The sequence below is a fragment of the Allobosea sp. UC22_33 genome (genome assembly GCF_042700715.1).
Taxonomy (GTDB): domain Bacteria; phylum Pseudomonadota; class Alphaproteobacteria; order Rhizobiales; family Beijerinckiaceae; genus Allobosea.
In genome coordinates this window covers 3,064,246-3,083,770 of record NZ_CP170556.1, presented here as the reverse complement: position 1 = coordinate 3,083,770, position 19,525 = coordinate 3,064,246, and the positions used below count along the sequence as shown (strand labels likewise).

Genomic DNA, 19,525 nt, shown 5'->3' with positions numbered 1-19,525 from the left:
GCCGTCAGACCGGCATCCGCATGATTTCCTCATAGGCCGCGATGACGCGGTCGCGCACGGCGACGAGCGTCTCGATCGCGGCCTCGCTCTCGGCCACCGCCGTCACGACATTGACGATGTCGGCCCGGCCACCGGCGACGCTGGCCGTCTGGGCATCGGCCTGCCGCCCCGCATTGGCCGTCGCGTCGAGCGCCTTGCCGAGCAGGGCCGAGAAATCCGGCCCGCCCGCTTCCGCGCCGCCCGTGGCGAGCGGCTTGCGCATCAGATTGCCGGCACCCATCCCCTGGATGGAGGCGTAGGCGCCAGCGGCGAAACCCGGAGTGGCCATGGCGATTCAGTCCCCTTCTGGAGCCGCGTGTACTAGGCGCGCAGGATGTCGATGGTGCGCTGGATCATCCGGCGCGTCGAAGAGATCAGGTTGAGATTGGCTTCGTAGCTGCGCTGGGCCTCGCGCATGTCGACCATCTCGACCAGCGAATTGACGTTCGGCATCTGGACATTGCCGTTGGCATCGGCGGCTGGGTTGCCGGGCTCGTGCTTGGTCTTGAAGGCGCTCTGGTCGCGCTGGACCTTGCCGAGCGCGACGAGCTGGGCGTCGAGCGTGCGGTCGAAATGGCGCTGGAAGGTCGGGACCTTGCGGCGATAGGGCTCGGCGCCGGCGCGCTCCGGACCGGAATCGGCATTGGCGATGTTCTCGGAGATGACGCGCATGCGCCCGGACTGGCTGCGCAGGCCGGAGGCGGCGACGGCGATGCTCTTGATAAGGTCCATGATCAGCGCCCTTTCCCGATCGCGATCTTCATCAGGCCGAGGCCCTTGCTGTAGAGCGAGGCGGCGAGCTGATAATCCGACTGGTTCTGCGCGACCTTGAGCATCTCGTCCTCGAGGTTCACCGCATTGCCGTTGGGCGTGGTCTCGAAGCGCGGCGCGCCGGTGCCGTCGAAGCCGCCATTGCCGCTCGTCAGGCTCATGTGTCCGGCGCTGGTGCGGGCGACCGCCACGCCGGCACGGGTCGGGTCGGCGCTCGCCGGCTTCAGGTCGACCGGGCGAAAGCCGGGGCTGTCGGCATTGGCGACGTTCTCGGCGAGGATCTTCTGGCGCGACTGCTGGTAATGCATGCGCGTCTTCAGCGCCTGCATCAGGCCGCCGCCGACGCTGAATCCGTCGTTCGCCATGGCTCCAGCTCCCCGTTTGCGCAGCCGGCGAGGCCGGTCTACTGGGCAAATCCTGCCGGGTGCATGGTTAATATCCGGTTAAAGGGGCGGGCTTTCGCGGGTGTGGTTAACCACGCGTTCACCATGTTTCCCGATAGCGAAAGCGTTATGCTATAGCCAAGGTGTTGAACCATGGGCGGGACTTAACGGCCGTCCGGGCCGCCGTGGCGTTAAGAGGCAGACCTTGCAGAGCTTGTTCGGATTGGAACTCTCGACCGCACAGAAGGTGATCGTCGCCTCTGTCGTCATTCTCGTGCTTCTCGCGCTGCTCGGCTTGTTCGTGCGGCAGATCCAGGGCGGGCGGCTCCGGCTGCGCGGACAGGCCGGCGGGCGGCAGCGCCAGCCCCGGCTCGGCGTCGTCGATACCTACGACCTCGACCGCCAGCGCCAGCTCGTCCTGATCCGGCGCGACAATATCGAGCATCTGCTGATGATCGGTGGCGCGTCCGACGTCGTGGTCGAGACCAATATCCTGCGCAGCGGCAGCCGCGCCGCGACGCCGACCTACGCCGATGCCACCGGTGTCGACCGGCCGCTGCCGCCGTTCGAGACGCTGGTTCCTCCGAGCGAGCCCGCCATGCGGGCTGGCGACGACGCACGCCGCGCCGGTTATCCCGAGGGGCCGGAGCTTCTGCCGCCGCTGCCGACCCGCCCTGTTTCGGTCCCGGTCGAGGCACCCGTCCCGACCGCTGCGGCTACGGCTGCGACGGCGGGTGTCGCCGCTGCTCTCGGCGTTGCTGCTGCGGCCGAGGTCATTGCGGCCCCTGCCAGGTCTGCCGCTGCTCCGTCGATACCGGCGCCCCCGATCACGACCGGGCCGGCGCCGAGCTTCGCCCGCGAGCATGCGCCGCAACCAGCCGTCAGCGCCGGCGAGCTCGACGATATGACGCGCCAGCTCGAAGAGGCGCTGAAGCGGCCCTTCTCGGCCGTGCGCCCGGCCAATCTCGGCGAAGCACCTGCTGCGAACGCCGCCCCGGCTGTCGAGCCGCCCGCGCCCGCCGAGACGTTCGTGCCCGAGCCCATCGTCGAGGAGGAGGTCGCGCCGGTGGAAGCGGCTGCGACCCTCGTCGAGCCGCCGGCTCCCGAGCCGGAGATCACGCCTGAACCCGAGCCGGAGCCCGTCGTGTCGCCTCCGGTTGTCGCCGCGCCGCGCCAGAAGCCGATTGCGAGCGATGTCGAAGCGGAGCTTGCGGCAGCGCTCGGCTTGACGCTGGATCGGCCCCTTTCGAAGGCCCCCGAGCCCAAGGCGTTCGAAGCCAAGCCGGTCGAGACGCAGCATCCGGAGCCGATGTCGGCTCCCGAAACCGAATCGATCGTCAAGGAGGAGCCCGCTCCTCCGGAGCCGGCCCCTGCAGCCATCGTGGAAGGCCCGGCCACGGCCGAGAGCCCGAAGCCCGAGCCCGAAAAGCCGGCCGAGCCTGCTGCGATCGATCCCTTCTCCGTGGACGCCATCGAGGCCGAGTTCGCCCGGTTGCTCGGCCGCGACCCCAAGGCAAAATCCTGAGGCGAACGGCCGGCTGAAGGCCGGGTGCGATCCGGAGATCCACCCGCCATCAACAGGATTGTCGGCCATCCGGCCTTATCGACGCCGCGCATCGGTTGCGCGGCGTTTTTGCGTGACTAGCGTCAGGGGCGCCCGATCGGTTGAGTCGGGCAGTGGCGGCGCGCGTGAAGTTCATCGGCAGGCGAGCGGGACGGTTTCGAGGCGGGCGCGCCCTTGTGGCGGCTGCGCTGATGCTTGTGCTTCAGACGGTGCCGGCTTTGCCGCAGACGCTTTCGCTCGACCTGGGGCAGGGCGGGGGCGTGGCCGAACGGGCGCTGCAGCTCATCGCCGTCATCACGGTCCTGTCGCTGGCGCCGTCGATCCTGATCATGGTGACGTCGTTCACCCGGATCGTGGTGGTGCTGTCGCTGCTGCGCTCGGCATTGGGCACGCAGACCGCGCCGCCGAACGCGGTGATCCTGGGATTATCGCTGTTCCTGACCGGCTTCGTGATGGCGCCAACCTTGCGCGAGGCCTACACCACGGCCGTCCAGCCGCTGGTCGCCGGCCAGATCCAGCCGCAGGAGGCCTATAATCGCGGTGTCGTGCCCTTCAAGACCTTCATGCTCAAGCATGTCCGCGAGAAGGATCTGGCGCTGTTCCTCGACATGTCGCAGGGGCCGCGCCCGCAGACGCCTCAGGATGTTGGCGTCGAGGTGCTGATCCCCGCCTTCATGATCTCGGAACTGCGCCGCGCCTTCGAGATCGGCTTCCTGCTATTCGTGCCCTTCCTGATCATCGACCTCGTCGTGGCCTCGATCCTGATGTCGGTGGGCATGATGATGCTGCCGCCAGTGACGGTGGCGCTGCCGTTCAAGCTGATCTTCTTCGTGCTGGTCGACGGCTGGGGGCTGGTCGCGGGATCGCTGGTGAAGAGCTATGGCAGCGGGTGACGCCGCTGCTTGAATGCGAATCGGGCCAGAGGCTTGGCGGAATGTCCTCCGGGCCCGATTCAGGTTCTGCGAGGTCGCCCCGGGCGAGGTGTACGGCGTCGGAAGCCGTATCCTCACGCAGGGCGGCGGCACGGGACGAGCCTTCCAGCCGGCGAAGACCCGTCCGGCCGGACCAACCTGATTATTTCGGCATCAGTACCGTATCGACGACGTGGATGACGCCGTTGCTCTGCTTCACATCCGGAATCGTGACGGTCGACTTGCCGCCCTTGGCGTCGATGACCTCCAGCTTGCCGCCGGCCATCGCGACCTTCAGCGTCTCGCCCTGAACGGTTTTCAGCGTCGCCTTGCTGCCACCGGCCTTGGCATCGGCCATCAACTGGGCGCCGGTGAGATTGCCGGGAACGACGTGATAGGTCAGCACGGCGGTCAGTTTGGCCTTCTGTTCGGGCTTCAGCAGCGTGTCCACCGTTCCCGTCGGCAGCTTGCCGAAGGCGGCATTGGTGGGCGCGAAGACGGTGAACGGCCCGGGGCCCATCAGGGTGTCGACGAGGCCGGCTGCCTTCACCGCGGCGACGAGCGTGGTGTGGTCCTTGGAATTGACGGCATTCTCGATGATGTTCTTGTTGGCAAACATCGGCGCACCGCCGACCGTGACGGGCTCTTGCGCGAAGGCTGGAGCGAGAGAAGCGTTCGTGCCGAGCACAAGCAGGCTCATTGCGGCGCCGAGCGCCACATTCACTGTGCGTTTCATAGGGTGATCTCCAGAATTTGCGGCAGGAAATCTACCGCAAAACCCGAATTGTCCTGGCCGGCCGCCATGGCCGCTCAGGTTTCGGTAATCCGAATACGTTGGCTGGAGCCCGTCGGATCGAATTATTTCTGTCGGCGGTGGAGCCGTATCAGTCCACGGTCACCCGGCCGCGCTGGATACGCAGGCTGAGCGTGCCGTTCTTCAGGGCCAACGCCTTTTCGCCGAAGACGCCGCGGCGCCAGCCATGCAAGGCCGGGACGTCGGCGAAATCGTCAGAGGCGATGGCGTCGAGATCGTCGCTGGAGGCGATGATCTTGGGCGCGACGCGCTCGGCATCGGCCACCGCCTTGAGCAGGACCTTGAGCAGGTCGAGCACGGCGGCGCTGGTCGGGCGACCACGTTCGCGCTCCAGCCGGGGCAGGGTCTTGGGGTCGAGGGCGGCGGCGCGCTCGATGGCGGCAAGAACCTCGGCGCCGTTGCGCGAGCGCTCGAAGCCGTTGGGGACGGAGCGCAACTCGGCCAGCGCCTCGACCGAACGCGGTCCGCGCTGGACGATGTCCATCAAGGCGTCGTCCTTGAGCACGCGCTGGCGCGGCACGTCGCGGGTCTGGGCCTCGCGCTCGCGCCAGGCGGCGATCTCCATCAGGTTCGGCAATTCGCGCGGCTTGCGGATGCGGCCCTTGAGGCGCAGCCAGGCATTCTCGGGCTTGACCTCGTAGGTCGCAGGCGAGGTCAGCACGGACATCTCCTCGGCGACCCAGCTTTCCCGGCCGCTGGCGTCGAGGTCGGCCTTCAGGGCGAGGTAGATGTCGCGCAGATAGGTAACGTCCGACTCGGCATAGGCGAGTTGCGCCTCGGTGAGCGGGCGGCGCGACCAGTCGGTAAAGCGCGAGGACTTGTCGATGCGCGCCTTGGCGAGGTCGTTGGCGAGCTGCTCGTAGCCGACCGAGTCGCCATAGCCGCAGACCATGGCGGCGACCTGCGTGTCGAAGAGCGGGGTCGGCAGCACGCGCCCGAGCAGCCAGACGATTTCCAGGTCCTGCCGCGCGGCATGGAAGACCTTCACCACGTTCTCGTTGACCATCAGCCCGAAGAAGGGGGCGAGGTCGAGATCGGGCGAGAGCGGGTCGACCAGCACGGCCTCGTCCGGCGAGGCGATCTGGATCAGGCAGAGCTTGGGATAATAGGTGGTCTCGCGCAGGAACTCGGTATCGACCGTGACGAAAGGGTGGGTCGAGAGGCGGTCGCAGGCGGCGGAGAGCGCGGCGGTATCGGAAATCAGATGCATGGTTCCGGGTCTTAGCAGAGACAGCTGCAGGATGTCGCGGGCGTTCTTGACATTTCGGGCCTGCGCGTGTGGTTAGCCTCAAGCTGCGGCTGGCTTCTTTGCCGGCCTCCGACGCATTTCCGAAAGACTGAGCCCGTGACCCTGCATCGCTATCGTTCCCATACCTGTGGCGCGCTCCGTGACAGCGACATCGGCCAGAATGTCCGCCTCTCCGGCTGGTGCCATCGCATCCGCGACCATGGCGGCGTGCTCTTCATCGACCTGCGCGACCATTACGGCATGACGCAGGTGGTGATCGATCCCGATTCACCGGCCTTCACTGAGGCCGAGACGCTGCGCTCGGAATGGGTCGTGCGCATCGACGGCAAGGTCAAGGCTCGTCTCGCCGGCACCGAGAACGCCAACCTGCCGACCGGCGCGGTCGAGGTTTTCGCGACCGGGATCGAGGTTCTCGGTCCTTCGGCCGAGCTGCCGCTGCCGGTCTTCGGCGATCTGGAATATCCCGAGGATACCCGCCTCAAGTACCGCTTCCTCGACCTGCGTCGCGAGAAGCTGCACAACAACATCATGCTGCGCACCAAGGTCATCGACTCGATGCGCCGCCGCATGAAGGATTCGGGCTTCTCCGAGTTCCAGACGCCGATCCTGACGGCGTCCTCGCCGGAAGGCGCGCGCGACTTCCTGGTGCCAAGCCGCCTGCATGCCGGCAAGTTCTACGCGCTGCCGCAGGCGCCGCAGCAGTACAAGCAGCTCCTGATGATGGCGGGCTTCGACCGCTACTTCCAGATCGCGCCCTGCTTCCGCGACGAGGACCCGCGCGCCGACCGCCTGCCGGGCGAGTTCTACCAGCTCGACGTCGAGATGAGCTTCGTCGAGCAGGAGGACGTGTTCGCGACGATGGAGCCGGTGATCACCGGCGTGTTCGAGGAATTCGCCGAGGGGCGGAGCGTCCAGAAGAACTGGCCGCGCATTCCCTATGCCGAGGCGATCGCCAAATACGGCTCCGACAAGCCGGACCTGCGCAACCCGATCGAGATGCAGGACATCTCCGAGCATTTCCGCGGCTCGGGCTTTAAGGTCTTCGCCCGCATCCTCGAGGGCGAGAAGAACCGCGTCTGGGCGATCCCGGCTCCGGGTGGCGGTTCGCGCGCCTTCTGCGACCGGATGAACTCCTGGGCGCAGGGCGAAGGCCAGCCCGGCCTCGGCTACCTGATGGTCAAGGAAGATGGCGAGGGCCAGGGTCCGATCGCCAACAATATCGGGCCTGAGCGTGTCGCGGGAATCATCAAGCAGATGGGGCTGAAGGGCGGCGATGCCTGCTTTTTCGTCGCGGGTGATCCGGACAAGTTCTACAAGTTCGCCGGCAGCGCCCGGAACAAGGTCGGCCAGGAGCTCAACCTGATCGACGAGAACGTCTTCGCCTTCGCCTGGATCGTCGATTTCCCGATGTTCGAGTACAACGAGGACGAGAAGAAGGTCGATTTCTCGCACAATCCCTTCTCGATGCCGCAGGGCGGCCTGAAGGCGCTGACCGAGGAAGACCCGCTCTCGCTCAAGGCGTTCCAGTACGACATCGCCTGCAACGGTTTCGAGCTGGCTTCCGGCGGCATCCGTAACCACCGCCCCGAGGCGATGGTGAAGGCCTTCGAGATCGCCGGCTATGGCGAGGAGACGGTGATCGAGCGCTTCGGCGGCATGTATCGCGCGTTCCAGTACGGCGCTCCGCCGCATGGCGGCATGGCGGCGGGCGTGGACCGCATCATCATGCTGCTGGCGCGTGCGACGAACCTGCGCGAGGTCGCGCTGTTCCCGATGAACCAGCAGGCCGTCGACCTGCTGATGGGGGCGCCGGCCGAGGCGACGCCGAAGCAGCTGCGCGAGGCGCATCTGCGGATCAACGCTCCCGAAAAGAACGGCTGACGACCATGGCTTCGCTGCCCATCGGGCGGGCACTGTCGCTCGCCTGCATCCTGACGCCGCTGCTCGCCGGTTGCGTCGCCCATGGCGAGAGCAGCACGGGCCGCGCCTCGACGCTGGCGACGACGGTGTCGCGCGCCATCACCTGCAAGGCAGGCGCACCGCAGCGCACGACGCTCGACCGTTTCCTCGCGGCCGAGAAGGCGCGTGGCGCCGATGACCAGCAGATCGCGGCGGCGCGAGCGGCCTATGTCGGCGTCTCCGAAGCCGAGATGGTCAATCAGGGTGTGCGGCCGCAAGCCTGCACGGCGCAGGAGCGGGTGGAGCTGAGGGCACGGATGGGTCGTATCCGCGCCGGGGACTTCGACAAGCTCTGAGCCCGCCGTGCCGATGCCATCGATCCTGAAATCCGCTGCGGCGGTGCTGCTTGCGGCGCTCGGCGCCTGCACGGTCGCGGGGCCGGTGCCGGGCACGGTGGAGTATGCCGCTGCGACGGTCTCGCGGGCCTATGATTGCGGGTTGCAGGTCGACCGCGGCCGGATCATCGCCCGGTTCGATCGACAGGAGCGGCAGCGTTTCGTCGCCGCCAATGCCGGCTATGCCGTGAAGTCCTACAAGGCGCCGCATCGCTGCGAAGCGAGCGAGCGCGAGCGGATCAAGGGCGAGATCGGCTCGCTCGCCCGTCGCTGAAATCGCTTGCTTCCGGCATCGCGGCATGACCACAAGGCGGCAATGTCCGCCGCAGCCATCACCGCCATCGTCGTCAGTTTCGACAGCGCGCAAGTGCTGCCCGCCTGCCTCGACGCATTAGCCGGGGAGGGCGTTTCGACCATCGTCGTCGACAATGCCAGTAGCGACGCCTCGGCCGAGATCGCGGCGCAGCACGGAGCCCGCGTCCTGCGCAATGAGCGCAACGAGGGTTATGGCCGCGCCAATAACCTCGGCGCCTGCGCGGCGGCGACGCCCTTTATCCTGATCGTCAATCCCGATCTCGAAATGCAACCCGGGGCGGTGGCGACGCTGCTGGCGGCGGCGGAGGCCTATCCTGACGCCGCGGCCTTCGCTCCGCGTCTGGTAGAGCCCTCAGGCCGCGTCTTCCTGCAGCCACGCTCGCTGCTGGCGCCTGACCATCTCAATCGGGCGCGCCGCATCGTCCTGCCGGAGGGGGATGCCTGCCTGCCCTTCCTGTCGGGCGCCTGCCTGCTGTTGCGGCGCGAGGTTTTCCTCGCGCTCGGCGGCTTCGACCCGGCGATCTTCCTGTTCTACGAGGATGATGATCTCTGCCGCCGCCTGCGCGAGGCGGGCCATGCGCTCGTCCATATCGATGGCGCTGATGCCCGGCACGGCCGCGGCAAGTCGAGCGCGCCCTCGCCGCAGCGCCGTTTCACCGCGCGCTGGCATCTGGCCTGGTCGCAGTATCATATCGCGCGTAAATGGGGGCTGCCGCTGCCCGGTCTCGGAAAAATCGCCGAAAACCTGGCAAAGGCCATTGGTTATGGCCTGCTTCTCAATCGCGACAAGATGTATGCTCATGCCGGATCGGCCGCGGGCGCACTCGCAGGCCGCGCCGGCCGCAGCGCGCTGGCGCGTCAGGGGCTGAGCGAGGCACCGCCGCTCAGAGATGCAGGTCCTTCATCGGCGTCGCGATGATCCGGCGTATTACGCGCAGTTGACGCATGACGAGCCGGCCCTTGCGCATGAAGGTGCTGGACGCGCCCAGCAGTTCCGTTTCGCGTGCGGCGAAGGCCGCCTTGCCGGTCTGGGACGGGATCGGGCTGAGCGCAGCGGGCGCATCGGCGAGGCCGGTGGCATTGATCTCAGCCAGCGCCGGCTCTGCGCCACGCAGGCTCTTGCCGATTGCGATCCGCGCCGCGTCGAGCCGGCTCTGGCCGGCGTCGAGCACGGGCTTCTGCATCACCGCGCTCGAATCGCGCCACTGGATGCCCTTGCGATAGGCCGGCACCCACTGCACCTGCGCCTCGAGCAGGTTCAGTCCGGCATAGCGGGCAAGCGCGGGGAAGGCGTCGTCGTAGAAGCGCCAGCAATCGACGGGGAAGCGATGGCGCGGCCCGCCGCCGGGAGAGGTGATGAAGGCCAGCCCGTTGCCTTTCAGCACGCGCGAAATCTCCAGGATGGTGATCCAGAAAAACTCGGCGTGCTCGAAGACCTCGGAGCACGTGACGACATCGACGGAGCCGGTGGCGATCTCCTTCCAGTCGTAGGGGTCCGCGACGACCACATCGACGTTCAGCCCTGGCTCGATGTCCATGCCGACCAGGGTCCAGGCCGGATTGCTCATCACGTCGCGATTGGACAGCGCCTGGCCGTCGACGATGGCGGAGCCGACATCGAGCACGGTGAGCGGGGTCTTCTCGACATCGGCGAGATAGGCCTTGCGGAAGACCCGCGCCTTGTCGTTCGCGGAAGCGTGCATGAAACCGTCCAGATCGCTTGTGGTATGGCAGGGGAGCCTCGACAGAAGCCTCTAGAGTATCGGACCGGAAAGTGGAATCCACTTCTCGGACCAATCGATGCCGAAACACGAAGCCGGATCGCCATGCTGCGGCCGGCCGTCCGCGCTGGCTTATGGCGCGGTGCCGGGCAACTTCTCGACCTGCTCGGACAACAGCGTCGGAATGAGCCGCCTGACCTCGGCCTCGGGCAGCAGCCACCATTCGCTGCGCAGCAATGCGGCGATGCGCTCCTCGTTCATCCGGTAGCGCACCACGCGGGCCGGGTTGCCGGCGACGATCGCGTAGGGGGGGACGTCCTTCGTCACGACGGCGCGGGCCGCCACCACCGCGCCATGGCCGATGGTGACGCCGGACAGGATCAGGGCCTGCGAGCCCAGCCAGACGTCATGCCCGATGACGGTGTCGCCGCGCGAGACATGGCTGCCGTCGAGGCCCACGGATTCGGGCCAGAGGCTGGGCAGGGCAGGGAACGGGTAGGTCGTCACCCATTCGGTGCGGTGGTTGCCGCCGAGCATGATCTCGACCCCGTCGGCGATGGAGCAATAGCGCCCGATGACGAGATTCGAGCCGCTGACCGCGAAGCGCACCTTCGGGCGGCCATAGGTGTAGGCGCCGATCGTAATCTGCCCCGGCCGGCGCGCCACCAGCGCAGCCAGATAGAGGCGGGTCTGATTGTGCGGATTGAACCAGCGGCGCAGAAAACTGCGTGGGCCGGTCGGAAGACCGGCCCACCAGATGGCGAGGGCACCCGGGCGCCAATCGGCGTCCGGAGCGGGCAAAAGCGGCGAACTCACTGCGGCGACCTCACTCCGCCGTGGCCTTGAGGTCGATCTTCTCGAAGATCTCCGTCGGCTCGGTCATGGTGATGACGTCGGCAAGGCCGAGGCCCGTCGTCGACCTGGCGCTGGCCTGGACCGTGAGCGTGCCGGGCTTGGCGACGAAGCGGGAGGCGGCGGCGGCCACGCTTTTGGCGCCATCCGACGGGCCCAGGATCGCGGCGAGGCCGAGGCTTGCGACCATCGTGAACTGCTGGCGGACATCCTCGACCTTGCGCTTGGACTTGCGCGCCTCGTTCTCGATCAGCTTCTCGACCAGGCCGTAGTTCTGCAGCTTGACCTGCAGGTTGCGGGCGGTGGCGCCGAGCGCCGCGACCTGGGCCAGCGCGAGATCGCCGGCGAACAGGTCCTTGGTGACGTTGCCGAGCGTGCCCGAGGCTTCGATCTGGGCAAGGCCGGCGCTGCCGAAGGAGAGCGTGCGGATAGCGATCTCGTTCTTCGCCGCTTCCCAGGCGAGGTCGAGCTTGGCCGAGAGATCGAGCGAGCGGATGCCCATCGCGATCATGTCCTTGGCGGCGGGGTTGCCGGTGGCCTCGGAAACCGGGGTGACGAGTTTGTCGATCGTCACGGCGAGGCTGGTCGGGATGCCGTTCAACTGTTCGCCCGCCTTGATCTCGAAGGTGCCGAGCGAGATCTTGATCGGTTCCTTGCCGGTGATGATCGCCGGCGCATCGATCGAGATGCCGGCGAGGCGGACCGTGCCGAGCGTTGGGATGAAGCGGCGGAAGTCGATCTCTTCAATGGGCTTGTCGGGTTCGTTCAGGGCTGCGCGCAGCTCCTGAATGACGGAACCGAATTTGAAGCCGGAATAGGCGATCGAATCGATGCCGCCCTTGGCCTCGCCCGAGCGGAACTGGAAGCCTTCCATGGCGAAGCCGGACTTTGCCGGGGTGTTCTCGCCGAACGCCATGCGGGCGATCCGCATGTCGACCGCGTCCACCTTGGCGCCGGCCTTCGGCGGCGGGCTGACATTCATCACGAGGTCGCGCGCCTCGCCGCTGCCGTATTCGAACATGTCGAAGAGCGCCAGCATGGACAGGCCGAGCTGCCGTTCGGCATCGGTCTTCGCCAGCGGCTTGTCGGCGTCAGCGGGCTTCTTGTCGCCCTGCTTGCGCTCGACTTCCTCGCTAGCCGCCGCGAGACGAGACATCACATCGAGCAGCGGCTCGGGGCCGACCTTGGCGGCAAAGCCGCGGGCGACGGAGCGGCCGAGCGACATCTTGCCGGCCTTGCCCATGTCCAGATTGTAGCCGTCCTGCTCGAAACTCCCGATGACCGGCAGCATCGCCTCATTGGCGCCGGGCGCCGCCTTCTCGGTCAGCACGCGCGTGATCTGGCGCAGGTCGAGCGCATCGAAGGCGGTGCGCTTCAATTCGCCCTTCATCGGGCCGGTGGCGGCGCCGTCGGCGATGACGCTGGCGCTGGCCGATTCGCCGTGGCCGATCTTGCCCTCGCGGATATCGGTGAGGCGGATGTTGCGGTAGGTCGTGGTCTGCTTCTGGTCGCCGACCGTCTGCACCAGCGAGAGTTCCGGCGCGCTGATCTCGGCGGCGTTAAGGCGCGCCGCCCGGGCGGCGGCCGGCTCGCTGGCGGCAGCGCCGGTAAACAGTGCCAGGAAGGCATCTTTTTCCAGCGTCGAGCCCTTGATCGCGATCTTGGGCGCGTTGATCACCAGCTTGCCGAGATCGATCTTGACGTTGTCGAGCTGGAAATCGGCGGCCCAGGCCGGGGCGGCGAAGGTCATCAGAACAACCGCCAGGGCCGTGCCGGCCAGGTGCGTCGTCCGACGAGGGCGCGCAACGATCATGGATATCTCCTACTTCATTTAGGCCGGCGAAACTGCCGCAAGCGGATGACGAAAGAAAGCCGTCAGCCGGCGCTGCGTGGCATCCCGCATTCATATGATGACGAAAGGCTTGACCGAAAGGCGGCGAAGGCGGCCATCTGCCGAAGATTTGCCATCGGTCCCTTCTAGAGCGCAAGAGGCCATGGCCGCCACGGAGACCAAAGCTATGCATGCCCTCAGAACCGCTCTCGCCACCGTCGCGCTGGCGCTGCTCGCATTGGCGCCGGCCGGGCTGCAGGCGCAGGGCCAGCCGGCCGTTGCCGGCGGGGCAGGGCTCGAATCGCTCGTCATCGTCAGCGGCGGCACGCGCCATGCCTTCCAGGTCGAGGTGATGCGCACGCCGGACCAGCGGGCGAAGGGGCTGATGTTCCGCAACTACATGCCGGCCGATCGCGGCATGCTGTTCGATTTCGCCGCGAGCGAGCCTGTGGCGATGTGGATGCAGAACACCTACATCTCGCTCGACATGCTGTTCATCCGGGCGGATGGCACGATCGCGCGGATTGCCGAGCGCACCGAGCCGCTCTCGATGCTGACGATTCCCTCGGGCGAGCCGGTGCTGTCGGTGCTGGAGATCAATGGCGGCGTCAGCAAGCAGCTCGGCATCAAGCCCGGCGACAAGGTCGAGCACGCGCTGTTCAAGCGCTGACACGGGCGGCGGCGGCGTGCTGCACAAGCTTGGTGCTGGACGATCGGCTTTCGCTTGCGGGCTTAGCCTGTGGCATGATAGCGAACCGCAACGTTTGGAATGCTTCGTCGGGGTATAGCGCAGCCCGGTAGCGCATCTGCTTTGGGAGCAGAGGGTCCCAGGTTCGAATCCTGGTGCCCCGACCATCATTCCAGACGCGTATGAAGCGGTCCGCGTCGCGGGCTGCACAGGTTTGGTGACGGCAGAGCGCTTTCATGACCGCACGCATCTATCGCCCGGCCCGCACGGCCATGCAGTCCGGCACGGCCAAGACCGAGCGCTGGCTGCTCGAATACGAGCCGGAGGCGCCGCGTCAGATCGAGCCGCTGATGGGCTGGACCTCGTCCTCGGACATGAAGAGCCAGCTCAAGCTCTGGTTCGACAGCGAGGCCGAGGCGGTCGCCTATGCCACGCGCAACGGCATCGCCTATCGCGTCGAGCAGCCGAACGAGGCCAAGCGCCGCACGGTCTCCTACTCCGATAATTTCAAGTTCACCCGCGTCGGTCAGTGGACGCATTGAAGCCGACAGGCGAGGGGCTTTCCCTCGCTTTCGGGCCCGTAGCTCAGATGGATAGAGCAGCAGCCTTCTAAGCTGCTGGTCGCTGGTTCGAATCCAGCCGGGCTCGCCATTGATTTCATTGCGGAATCTCCGTTTGTTCCGTGATGCGTTCTGACAAGGATACTGCTGGTCATTCTGACTTTTGGCCGCCATCCGTTCGCACGGCGCGGCGTTTCCGGGCGCCATTGGCGACCTGTTTCATGGTCTTCTTGACGTAGCGCGGCAGCACCTTCGGAGAGGTCTGCGCCGACTGAGCCAGGATCTCGCGATCGGTCATGTCGGCGTCGCCGGTCTCCGTCAGGCCGCCGTGACGGAACGAAGTGAAGGTGATGTTCTCGGGCAGCCCGGCCGCCTTGGCGATGCGCTTCACCTCGTGGCGCATGTAAGTCAGGTCGCCCTTGTTGCCGGTCGGCCAGGGCAGCGGCCGGCCTTCCTTGTCGTCCTTCCAGTCCCGAACCAGCATCAGGCCGCCGATGCGCTCGCGCTTGATGGCATCGAGCCGGGCCATGAGCTCGGGGAAGAGCGGGACGCGTTCGGTCTGCTCGGGGTCGAAGAGCGGCCACCAGACTTCCTTACCGGTCTTGGGGTGCACGATCCGCACGTCGTCCGGCCGCTCCTTGGGACGATAGTGCGCCACCTCGAAGGAGCGGAAGATGTGCTCGCCTCGCTGCAGCCACTCCCAGGTGATCATGGCCGCGGTACCGAGCGACGAACGCTTCTCCTTGTCCGCCTGAGCGACGAAGGCCTGAAGCTGTTCGAAGGTCGCGTCCGCGTTCGGAGTCGACGATTCGTTCAGACCCATGCGCGAGAATGGGTTCTCCTTCGGAACGATGCTGGGCTCGGCCCGATAGGCGATGTTCCAGGCACGCCGGCAGGATTTCATTGCCGTGTTGGTGGTCGTCTTGCGCTCGCGCGTGACCTCATTCCCGTCGTCATCTGTCTCGGTGACGGTCAGGAGCGCCTCGAAGAGCGCGTCCACCATCTTCGTGGTGATGTCGACGACTGGCTGTGTGCCGACCCGAGCGCCCTTGCGAGCGCCCTTCGTCAGAAGATAGTCGGCGACCATGCTGAAGCCGCGCTCGTGATTGCGCTTCTGACCGTCGCTCAGGTCCTTGTAGCTCTTGTGGTTCTTGTAGAGCGTGACCAGCCAGTCGAAGGATCCGACGGCACCGCGGACCTCGGCGAGGTCGCTCATGCCGGCCGTGCGCCAGGAATCGAATTGGGGAAGGACGACGTCTTCGGCGTGATCCCAAGCTGCGTCGCGCTCTGTCCCGAGGGGCACGTCTTTCATCGGGCAGCCGCGCTCGCGGGCCCACGACGGTACAGTGAAGTACCAGGCCCAGCGCCGCTGGCCGCTCAGCCACTTCCGGTTCGTGTATCTGGGCTTCGTCCTGATCTTCATCGTCACACCATGTCAGCCAGGTCTTCGGACACGGCGCGCTCGGCGGCGCCGGCATCGTACCGCCTGCCGATGAAGGCGAGGCAGTAGGATCGGGTCCAGACCGGCTCCTTCGCCTTGCCCGTCCCGATCGACCCGCATGGTGGCGGAATCTCCCCGCGAACGACAGCCGTCGCGAGATCCTTGGTGTCCTTCCGATCGAAGAACGCAGCGGCCATATCGGCGCGCATCATCTCCGGCCATGCGCCGTGAAGCGGATAACGGGCCGGGAGAGTGCGCGCCATGGCTATGCCCTCCGTCGAGGCGCGGGGATGTCGCCATGCGGCTGCGCCTGCGGGTCCGGCCCGTAGATCCGACGATCGAGCGCGCGCCAGCAGAGGCCGACGATGATCGCCAGAATGATCAGGGCCGCGGCGATGTGGTCGTAGTCGGTCATGCCGGCACCTCGCAGGATCGCGCATCCTCGGCTGGGTGAACCCAGCCGCCAGTCGTCCCGTAATTCTTGTCGTCAGGCACGACAGGCTGCGCGACGATCTCTGCCGTTTCCGGGCGGATGTCGACGATCCGCGCGGCCTGTCCGCGCAAGGTGACGGTGTCGCCGACGGCGTAGGGCACCGTGATTGCATGTGCCGAAACCCACTCCTTCACCGCCTTCTCGCGCGCCGAGTAGGTCGAAAACCCTCCGAGTATCTCGACCAGATCAGCGTCGGGGAACCAGTAGCATCGGCTATCGAGGTTGCTGGCGAAGCGGTATGCATCGTCGTCGGCGCAGCGGATCAGCTGCTGCCGAACCTCATCGACGTCATGGCGGCCTTCGCTAAGCCAGCCCATGACATCCGGCAAAATCTCATCGACAGCCGCACCGATAATGGCAACGTCTCGGTGTTTCGGTCGTGCTGGCCTGTCGTTCATCGTCTCACCCATTCGCCAGAGAGCTTCTGTTTCCAGCCTGAGGCGCGAGAACCGGGCAGGGGGCGGATAGAGGGGCTTTCGCTCCCAAGTGCCGAGCCTCGCGCCGCTTGGCCTTGGCTATGTTCGGCAGGTCGACCGCTGCGGTATGCGCGCGGTGACACTTCCGATGCGCCGGCTTGCGGTTCGCGTCGTCGTCAGCCCCGCCAAGCTCCAGCGGCGTGTCGTGCGAGACCTCCCAGGCCTCGCCAGCCTGCACCTTACCGCCGCACAGGTGGCAGATGCCGCCGTGCAGTGTGAAGATGCGGAGCCGATCGCGGGTTGAGAGCGAGCGCCGGTTCATTCCTTGTCACTCGACTTGTAGCCAGCGTGCAGGACCAAGGCTCCGAATAGAAACCACCCCCAGCCATCCTTGCCGTGATAGGCCAGGAGCACCGCTGCCAGAGCGCACAGGATGCTGGCCGAGTTCAGGACCAGAGCCATGCCGAGCAGTTTCATGCCGCGGCCCTCCCAAGCTCTACCGGGTCGGTCCCGATCATCGCCGCAAGCAGGCTGAGAACCGCGTCCTTGCTCTCCTGGAAGCGCTGCTTGCCCATCGCCTTCATCGACTGGCTCTCGGCCGTGTAGACGGTCACAACGCTCTCGCGGGCGGTGACCACGGCGTAGCTGTCCATGGGCTTGATGAAGACAGCGAGGCGCTGGGCCTCGGCCTTGCTCGCGGCGACGATGTTCCGGTGCTCGGCATAGCCGGCGCGGATCAGGCACCACTTGCGGAGATGCTCGCTCGTCGGAAATTGCTCGACGAGGTTCTCTGGCAGGTTCTGCCAAGCCTCGTTCACGGAGGCGAAGAAATGCGCGTGCGACTTCGCCGAGCGCTGCTCGATGGCTTCGAGGTTGTAGACCTCGCCGACCGTGAACTCGGCATCGCAGCGCTTGGCGAAGGAGCGAAGTGGCTCCATCACCTCGCCGGTCCAGCGGAAGGGCAGGGCGGCGTTCATGCCGCCACCTTGCGGGCGTAGAGCGCATCGAGAGCAGCGACCTTGTCCTCGATCTCGGCGAGGAAGGCGCGGGCGTCCGCTTCGAGGGCTGTAATCGCGGCGTCGTCCCTCTCGCGCCGGCAGACGAACATCGCCATGTGCGGCGGCAAGCGCGGATCGTAGCTCACGAAGTCGCACCAGCGCCGGCCGGTGCAGGCCATCTGCCAGTCGATCTGCTTGAGGTATTCCTCGGGGATGGCTTGCGCGAGCAGCGTATCGACGTGCGTGCTGGTCGACGGGCACTTGATCTCGATCAGCCCGTCGGCGCCGACCAGCCCGTCAGGGCTCGCGCCTGCCATAGCGATCGACGGATGGTCGACGAGGCCGACTGTCTCGACCTCAACGCCATGGAAGAACTCGTACATCGCCCGCGCCTCGGGCTCCTGAGCAGTGCCCCAGCGCATCAGGTCGTTCTGGTACTTCTCGACCACGAGGCCGGTCAGGCGCTCGGCGATCAGCTCGCCGAGGTACGATGTGCGCTTGGCGCCCGGCTTGCCGCTCTTGAGCAGGTCGGTGGCGTCAGCGATGCGCGAGGCCGTCAGCTTGCCGAGGCGCGCGGCCTTCCATTCGGGGGTGCCCTGTTCCATCAGGCCCTCCCGCGCTTGGCATTGAGCATGTCGACGGCTCGCTGAAATTCTGCGGCGGGCAGGTCGGCGAGACTCTCGATCTTGAAGAAGCGGAGGAAGCCCGGCTTGTCGGCGCCGACGCTGCCCATCAGTTCAATCAGTTCACCGATCTGCTCCTCGCTGACGGTCGCCGTCTGCACCGCGCCCTTTCCGTCATCGTCCTCGCCATGGCTGGTGAGGTTGAGCAGCATTCCGGCCGTGTAGCGCTTGCCGTAGCTGGTCGATCAGCCGACTGCCTGGACGGCGTTCTTGCTGCCGGTGGAATCGTGCGGGAGGGTGATGGTGGTCTCCTCCTGATGGCCCTCGCGGTGCGTCAGGATGCCGGTGACCGTGATCTTGCCGTCGTTCGCCATGCCGACCTTGAACGACAGCGAGAAGCCATGCTTCGCCAGCGCCGGCTTGATGGCGTCGTTGATGTCCTCCCACCGCGCATAGGCGGTGCTCTGGATCACCTTGTTGCGGTCAGCCTTGTCGGTGACGACGATCCGACCATTTCGGGCGACGGACGGGAGCTCAGGCTGCAGGAGGGCCAGCGCCTCGGCATAGGCCGCGCGGGCGCTGCGCTCCATGGCACGCTCCTGCATGAGCATCAGCCGCTCCATCTTGTCGATGTCGACAGCAGGATCACGCGCGGCGCGCTCAATCATGGAGATGATGGCGGTCGTCTCTGCGACGGCCTGCGGCTGGATCGCCGGAGCCGTGTAATCGGCCTCGCTGATCGTGAGGGCTGCATTGCTCATGATGCGATCCTTTCGGGGAGAGAGCGGCCCTGCTCGCGCAGGAGTTCGGGCGGTCATGTCCTGGCGCTGGGCGTCCAACAGGTGCTGAACGGGGCGATGGGTCTGGCGCCGGCGCTCGATCTCTGCGCGACGGGCAACGATCTCGGGCGTGACCACAGCAGCCCGGCGGGCGAGCACTCCAGCTTCACGGATCGCGCGTTGGCGGGCGCGCCATGAAATGAAGGCCGCGAATGCTTTGCGAGCGAGGCGGCGCATCAGATGATGCTCCCCCAGCCGGTGAGGTACGATCCGCAGACGACGATCATCAGGGCGGCCGCGATGCTGCCGATGCCGTCGATGATGCGGGCAACCGGAATGCGGCCGTCATCCACCGTGCGGGTTTCGAGGACGATGCAGAACGCCTGATGGCAGTCGTGGTGCAGAGCCGTCAGGGCCTCAGCCGAGCGGCGGGCGCGCTCCTCGTCCAGATACTGGCCGAGGCAGGGCACCCGGCCAGCCTCGACCGCATAGGCGACCTTGAGAGCGATCTCGCGGGAGCGCGCGGGGATATGCAGGACACGCGTCATGCCGGCAGCCTCCGAATTTCAGCGTTGAGCCAGTTGAGGACGCGCAGGCACATGGCCTTGCGGGCGGGGCAGCCCATCGCGTTGGCGAAGCGAAGGGCGTTCGTGACGGACGGCTTGATGGACTGGAGCCCGGCCCGTCGCGATCTTGGGGTGTCACGGCCCGCAACATGGGCGAGATCGCCCAGCGCCCAGCCAATCCACCGATTGAAGGAGCGGACGAGGATCGTGCTCATGG

At 66.5% G+C, this 19,525-nt stretch carries 28 protein-coding genes and 2 tRNA genes; 10 read left to right on the top strand and 20 right to left on the bottom strand.

Going from position 1 to position 19,525, the window contains the following annotated elements; genetic code table 11:
• Window positions 1-4: 4 nt before the first annotated feature.
• The 3 genes from ACFJGT_RS14900 to flgB are packed head-to-tail and all read right to left on the bottom strand — an operon-like array spanning window position 5 to window position 1,175.
• On the bottom strand, window positions 5-328 hold the full coding sequence (locus tag ACFJGT_RS14900) for a flagellar hook-basal body complex protein FliE (RefSeq protein ID WP_336814303.1): 324 nt from the start codon (window positions 326-328) through the stop codon (window positions 5-7).
• Window positions 329-360: 32 nt separating this feature from the next.
• Entirely contained in the window at window positions 361-771 is a 411-nt protein-coding gene (flgC, locus tag ACFJGT_RS14895) for a flagellar basal body rod protein FlgC (protein ID WP_377838759.1), read from the bottom strand.
• Window positions 772-773: 2 nt separating this feature from the next.
• Window positions 774-1,175: a flagellar basal body rod protein FlgB gene (flgB, locus tag ACFJGT_RS14890; RefSeq protein WP_377838758.1), complete on the bottom strand. Its 402-nt coding sequence runs from the start codon at window positions 1,173-1,175 to the stop codon at window positions 774-776.
• Between the two features lie 223 nt (window positions 1,176-1,398).
• Here flgB and ACFJGT_RS14885 point away from each other — a divergent pair, with 223 nt between their 5' ends.
• Together ACFJGT_RS14885 and fliP are read left to right on the top strand one after the other, a co-directional pair.
• Window positions 1,399-2,718, top strand: a complete 1,320-nt coding sequence (locus ACFJGT_RS14885) for a hypothetical protein (protein WP_377838757.1) — start codon at window positions 1,399-1,401, stop codon at window positions 2,716-2,718.
• 230 nt (window positions 2,719-2,948) lie between these two features.
• Window positions 2,949-3,650, top strand: coding sequence for a flagellar type III secretion system pore protein FliP (fliP, locus tag ACFJGT_RS14880; RefSeq protein WP_377838756.1), 702 nt, complete (start codon window positions 2,949-2,951; stop codon window positions 3,648-3,650).
• A 181-nt stretch (window positions 3,651-3,831) separates the two neighbouring features.
• Here fliP and ACFJGT_RS14875 read toward each other — a convergent pair whose 3' ends face one another.
• Window positions 3,832-4,404, bottom strand: a complete 573-nt coding sequence (locus ACFJGT_RS14875; protein WP_377838755.1) for a fasciclin domain-containing protein — start codon at window positions 4,402-4,404, stop codon at window positions 3,832-3,834.
• Window positions 4,405-4,552: 148 nt separating this feature from the next.
• A complete protein-coding gene (gene rnd, locus ACFJGT_RS14870) occupies window positions 4,553-5,692 on the bottom strand; it encodes a ribonuclease D (RefSeq protein WP_377838754.1) in 1,140 nt (379 codons plus the stop codon).
• A 141-nt stretch (window positions 5,693-5,833) separates the two neighbouring features.
• Between rnd and aspS the strand changes: the two genes are divergently transcribed.
• From aspS to ACFJGT_RS14850, 4 genes are read left to right on the top strand one after another with little or no spacing between them, the layout of a single operon-like run.
• Window positions 5,834-7,612, top strand: coding sequence for an aspartate--tRNA ligase (gene aspS / locus ACFJGT_RS14865; RefSeq protein ID WP_377848989.1), 1,779 nt, complete (start codon window positions 5,834-5,836; stop codon window positions 7,610-7,612).
• 5 nt (window positions 7,613-7,617) lie between these two features.
• Window positions 7,618-7,986, top strand: a complete 369-nt coding sequence (locus tag ACFJGT_RS14860) for a hypothetical protein (protein WP_377838753.1) — start codon at window positions 7,618-7,620, stop codon at window positions 7,984-7,986.
• 7 nt (window positions 7,987-7,993) lie between these two features.
• Window positions 7,994-8,299 carry a hypothetical protein gene (locus tag ACFJGT_RS14855; RefSeq protein ID WP_377838752.1) on the top strand — a complete coding sequence of 102 codons (306 nt, stop codon included), beginning with the start codon at window positions 7,994-7,996 and terminating at the stop codon, window positions 8,297-8,299.
• Between the two features lie 42 nt (window positions 8,300-8,341).
• Entirely contained in the window at window positions 8,342-9,259 is a 918-nt protein-coding gene (locus tag ACFJGT_RS14850) for a glycosyltransferase family 2 protein (protein ID WP_377838751.1), read from the top strand.
• On the opposite strand, the gene ACFJGT_RS14845 is transcribed toward ACFJGT_RS14850, so the two are convergent.
• The 3 genes from ACFJGT_RS14845 to ACFJGT_RS14835 form a co-directional block, all read right to left on the bottom strand.
• Window positions 9,225-10,043 carry a class I SAM-dependent methyltransferase gene (locus ACFJGT_RS14845; RefSeq protein WP_377838750.1) on the bottom strand — a complete coding sequence of 273 codons (819 nt, stop codon included), beginning with the start codon at window positions 10,041-10,043 and terminating at the stop codon, window positions 9,225-9,227. The genes ACFJGT_RS14850 and ACFJGT_RS14845 overlap by 35 nt on opposite strands.
• A gap of 150 nt (window positions 10,044-10,193) precedes the next feature.
• A complete protein-coding gene (locus tag ACFJGT_RS14840) occupies window positions 10,194-10,781 on the bottom strand; it encodes a CatB-related O-acetyltransferase (protein WP_377848988.1) in 588 nt (195 codons plus the stop codon).
• Between the two features lie 106 nt (window positions 10,782-10,887).
• Window positions 10,888-12,726, bottom strand: coding sequence for a hypothetical protein (locus tag ACFJGT_RS14835; RefSeq protein WP_377838749.1), 1,839 nt, complete (start codon window positions 12,724-12,726; stop codon window positions 10,888-10,890).
• A gap of 205 nt (window positions 12,727-12,931) precedes the next feature.
• On the opposite strand from ACFJGT_RS14835, the gene ACFJGT_RS14830 reads away from it, so the two are divergent.
• From ACFJGT_RS14830 to ACFJGT_RS14815, 4 genes are all read left to right on the top strand, one after another.
• Window positions 12,932-13,414: a DUF192 domain-containing protein gene (locus ACFJGT_RS14830; RefSeq protein ID WP_377838748.1), complete on the top strand. Its 483-nt coding sequence runs from the start codon at window positions 12,932-12,934 to the stop codon at window positions 13,412-13,414.
• Between the two features lie 108 nt (window positions 13,415-13,522).
• Window positions 13,523-13,599, top strand: a tRNA-Pro gene (locus ACFJGT_RS14825).
• A 69-nt stretch (window positions 13,600-13,668) separates the two neighbouring features.
• On the top strand, window positions 13,669-13,974 hold the full coding sequence (locus ACFJGT_RS14820; protein WP_047574221.1) for an ETC complex I subunit: 306 nt from the start codon (window positions 13,669-13,671) through the stop codon (window positions 13,972-13,974).
• Between the two features lie 32 nt (window positions 13,975-14,006).
• A tRNA-Arg gene (locus ACFJGT_RS14815) sits at window positions 14,007-14,083 on the top strand.
• A 60-nt stretch (window positions 14,084-14,143) separates the two neighbouring features.
• Here ACFJGT_RS14815 and ACFJGT_RS14810 read toward each other — a convergent pair.
• From ACFJGT_RS14810 to ACFJGT_RS14755, 12 genes are read right to left on the bottom strand one after another with little or no spacing between them, the layout of a single operon-like run.
• Window positions 14,144-15,421: a hypothetical protein gene (locus ACFJGT_RS14810; RefSeq protein WP_377838747.1), complete on the bottom strand. Its 1,278-nt coding sequence runs from the start codon at window positions 15,419-15,421 to the stop codon at window positions 14,144-14,146.
• Window positions 15,418-15,696, bottom strand: a complete 279-nt coding sequence (locus tag ACFJGT_RS14805; protein ID WP_377838746.1) for a hypothetical protein — start codon at window positions 15,694-15,696, stop codon at window positions 15,418-15,420. The genes ACFJGT_RS14810 and ACFJGT_RS14805 overlap by 4 nt, the downstream gene beginning before the upstream one ends.
• Window positions 15,697-15,698: 2 nt before the next feature.
• The gene (locus ACFJGT_RS14800; RefSeq protein ID WP_377838745.1) at window positions 15,699-15,848 is read right to left on the bottom strand and encodes a hypothetical protein; all 150 of its coding nucleotides are present in this window, start codon (window positions 15,846-15,848) and stop codon (window positions 15,699-15,701) included.
• Window positions 15,845-16,336, bottom strand: coding sequence for a hypothetical protein (locus tag ACFJGT_RS14795; RefSeq protein WP_377838744.1), 492 nt, complete (start codon window positions 16,334-16,336; stop codon window positions 15,845-15,847). Before ACFJGT_RS14795 ends, ACFJGT_RS14800 begins: the two co-directional genes overlap by 4 nt.
• Complete coding sequence (locus tag ACFJGT_RS14790; RefSeq protein WP_377838743.1) at window positions 16,329-16,664, bottom strand: HNH endonuclease; 336 nt, start codon at window positions 16,662-16,664, stop codon at window positions 16,329-16,331. Before ACFJGT_RS14790 ends, ACFJGT_RS14795 begins: the two co-directional genes overlap by 8 nt.
• A complete protein-coding gene (locus ACFJGT_RS14785) occupies window positions 16,661-16,819 on the bottom strand; it encodes a hypothetical protein (protein WP_377838742.1) in 159 nt (52 codons plus the stop codon). Before ACFJGT_RS14785 ends, ACFJGT_RS14790 begins: the two co-directional genes overlap by 4 nt.
• Window positions 16,816-17,319, bottom strand: coding sequence for a hypothetical protein (locus ACFJGT_RS14780; protein ID WP_377838741.1), 504 nt, complete (start codon window positions 17,317-17,319; stop codon window positions 16,816-16,818). The genes ACFJGT_RS14785 and ACFJGT_RS14780 overlap by 4 nt, the downstream gene beginning before the upstream one ends.
• The gene (locus ACFJGT_RS14775) at window positions 17,316-17,945 is read right to left on the bottom strand and encodes a lambda exonuclease family protein (protein WP_377838740.1); all 630 of its coding nucleotides are present in this window, start codon (window positions 17,943-17,945) and stop codon (window positions 17,316-17,318) included. Before ACFJGT_RS14775 ends, ACFJGT_RS14780 begins: the two co-directional genes overlap by 4 nt.
• Window positions 17,945-18,175, bottom strand: a complete 231-nt coding sequence (locus ACFJGT_RS14770) for a hypothetical protein (RefSeq protein ID WP_377838739.1) — start codon at window positions 18,173-18,175, stop codon at window positions 17,945-17,947. The genes ACFJGT_RS14775 and ACFJGT_RS14770 overlap by 1 nt, the downstream gene beginning before the upstream one ends.
• A gap of 33 nt (window positions 18,176-18,208) precedes the next feature.
• Window positions 18,209-18,979 carry an ERF family protein gene (locus tag ACFJGT_RS14765; protein WP_377838738.1) on the bottom strand — a complete coding sequence of 257 codons (771 nt, stop codon included), beginning with the start codon at window positions 18,977-18,979 and terminating at the stop codon, window positions 18,209-18,211.
• Window positions 18,979-19,290: a hypothetical protein gene (locus tag ACFJGT_RS14760; protein ID WP_377838737.1), complete on the bottom strand. Its 312-nt coding sequence runs from the start codon at window positions 19,288-19,290 to the stop codon at window positions 18,979-18,981. Before ACFJGT_RS14760 ends, ACFJGT_RS14765 begins: the two co-directional genes overlap by 1 nt.
• The gene (locus tag ACFJGT_RS14755; RefSeq protein WP_377838736.1) at window positions 19,287-19,523 is read right to left on the bottom strand and encodes a hypothetical protein; all 237 of its coding nucleotides are present in this window, start codon (window positions 19,521-19,523) and stop codon (window positions 19,287-19,289) included. Before ACFJGT_RS14755 ends, ACFJGT_RS14760 begins: the two co-directional genes overlap by 4 nt.
• Window positions 19,524-19,525: the final 2 nt, after the last annotated feature.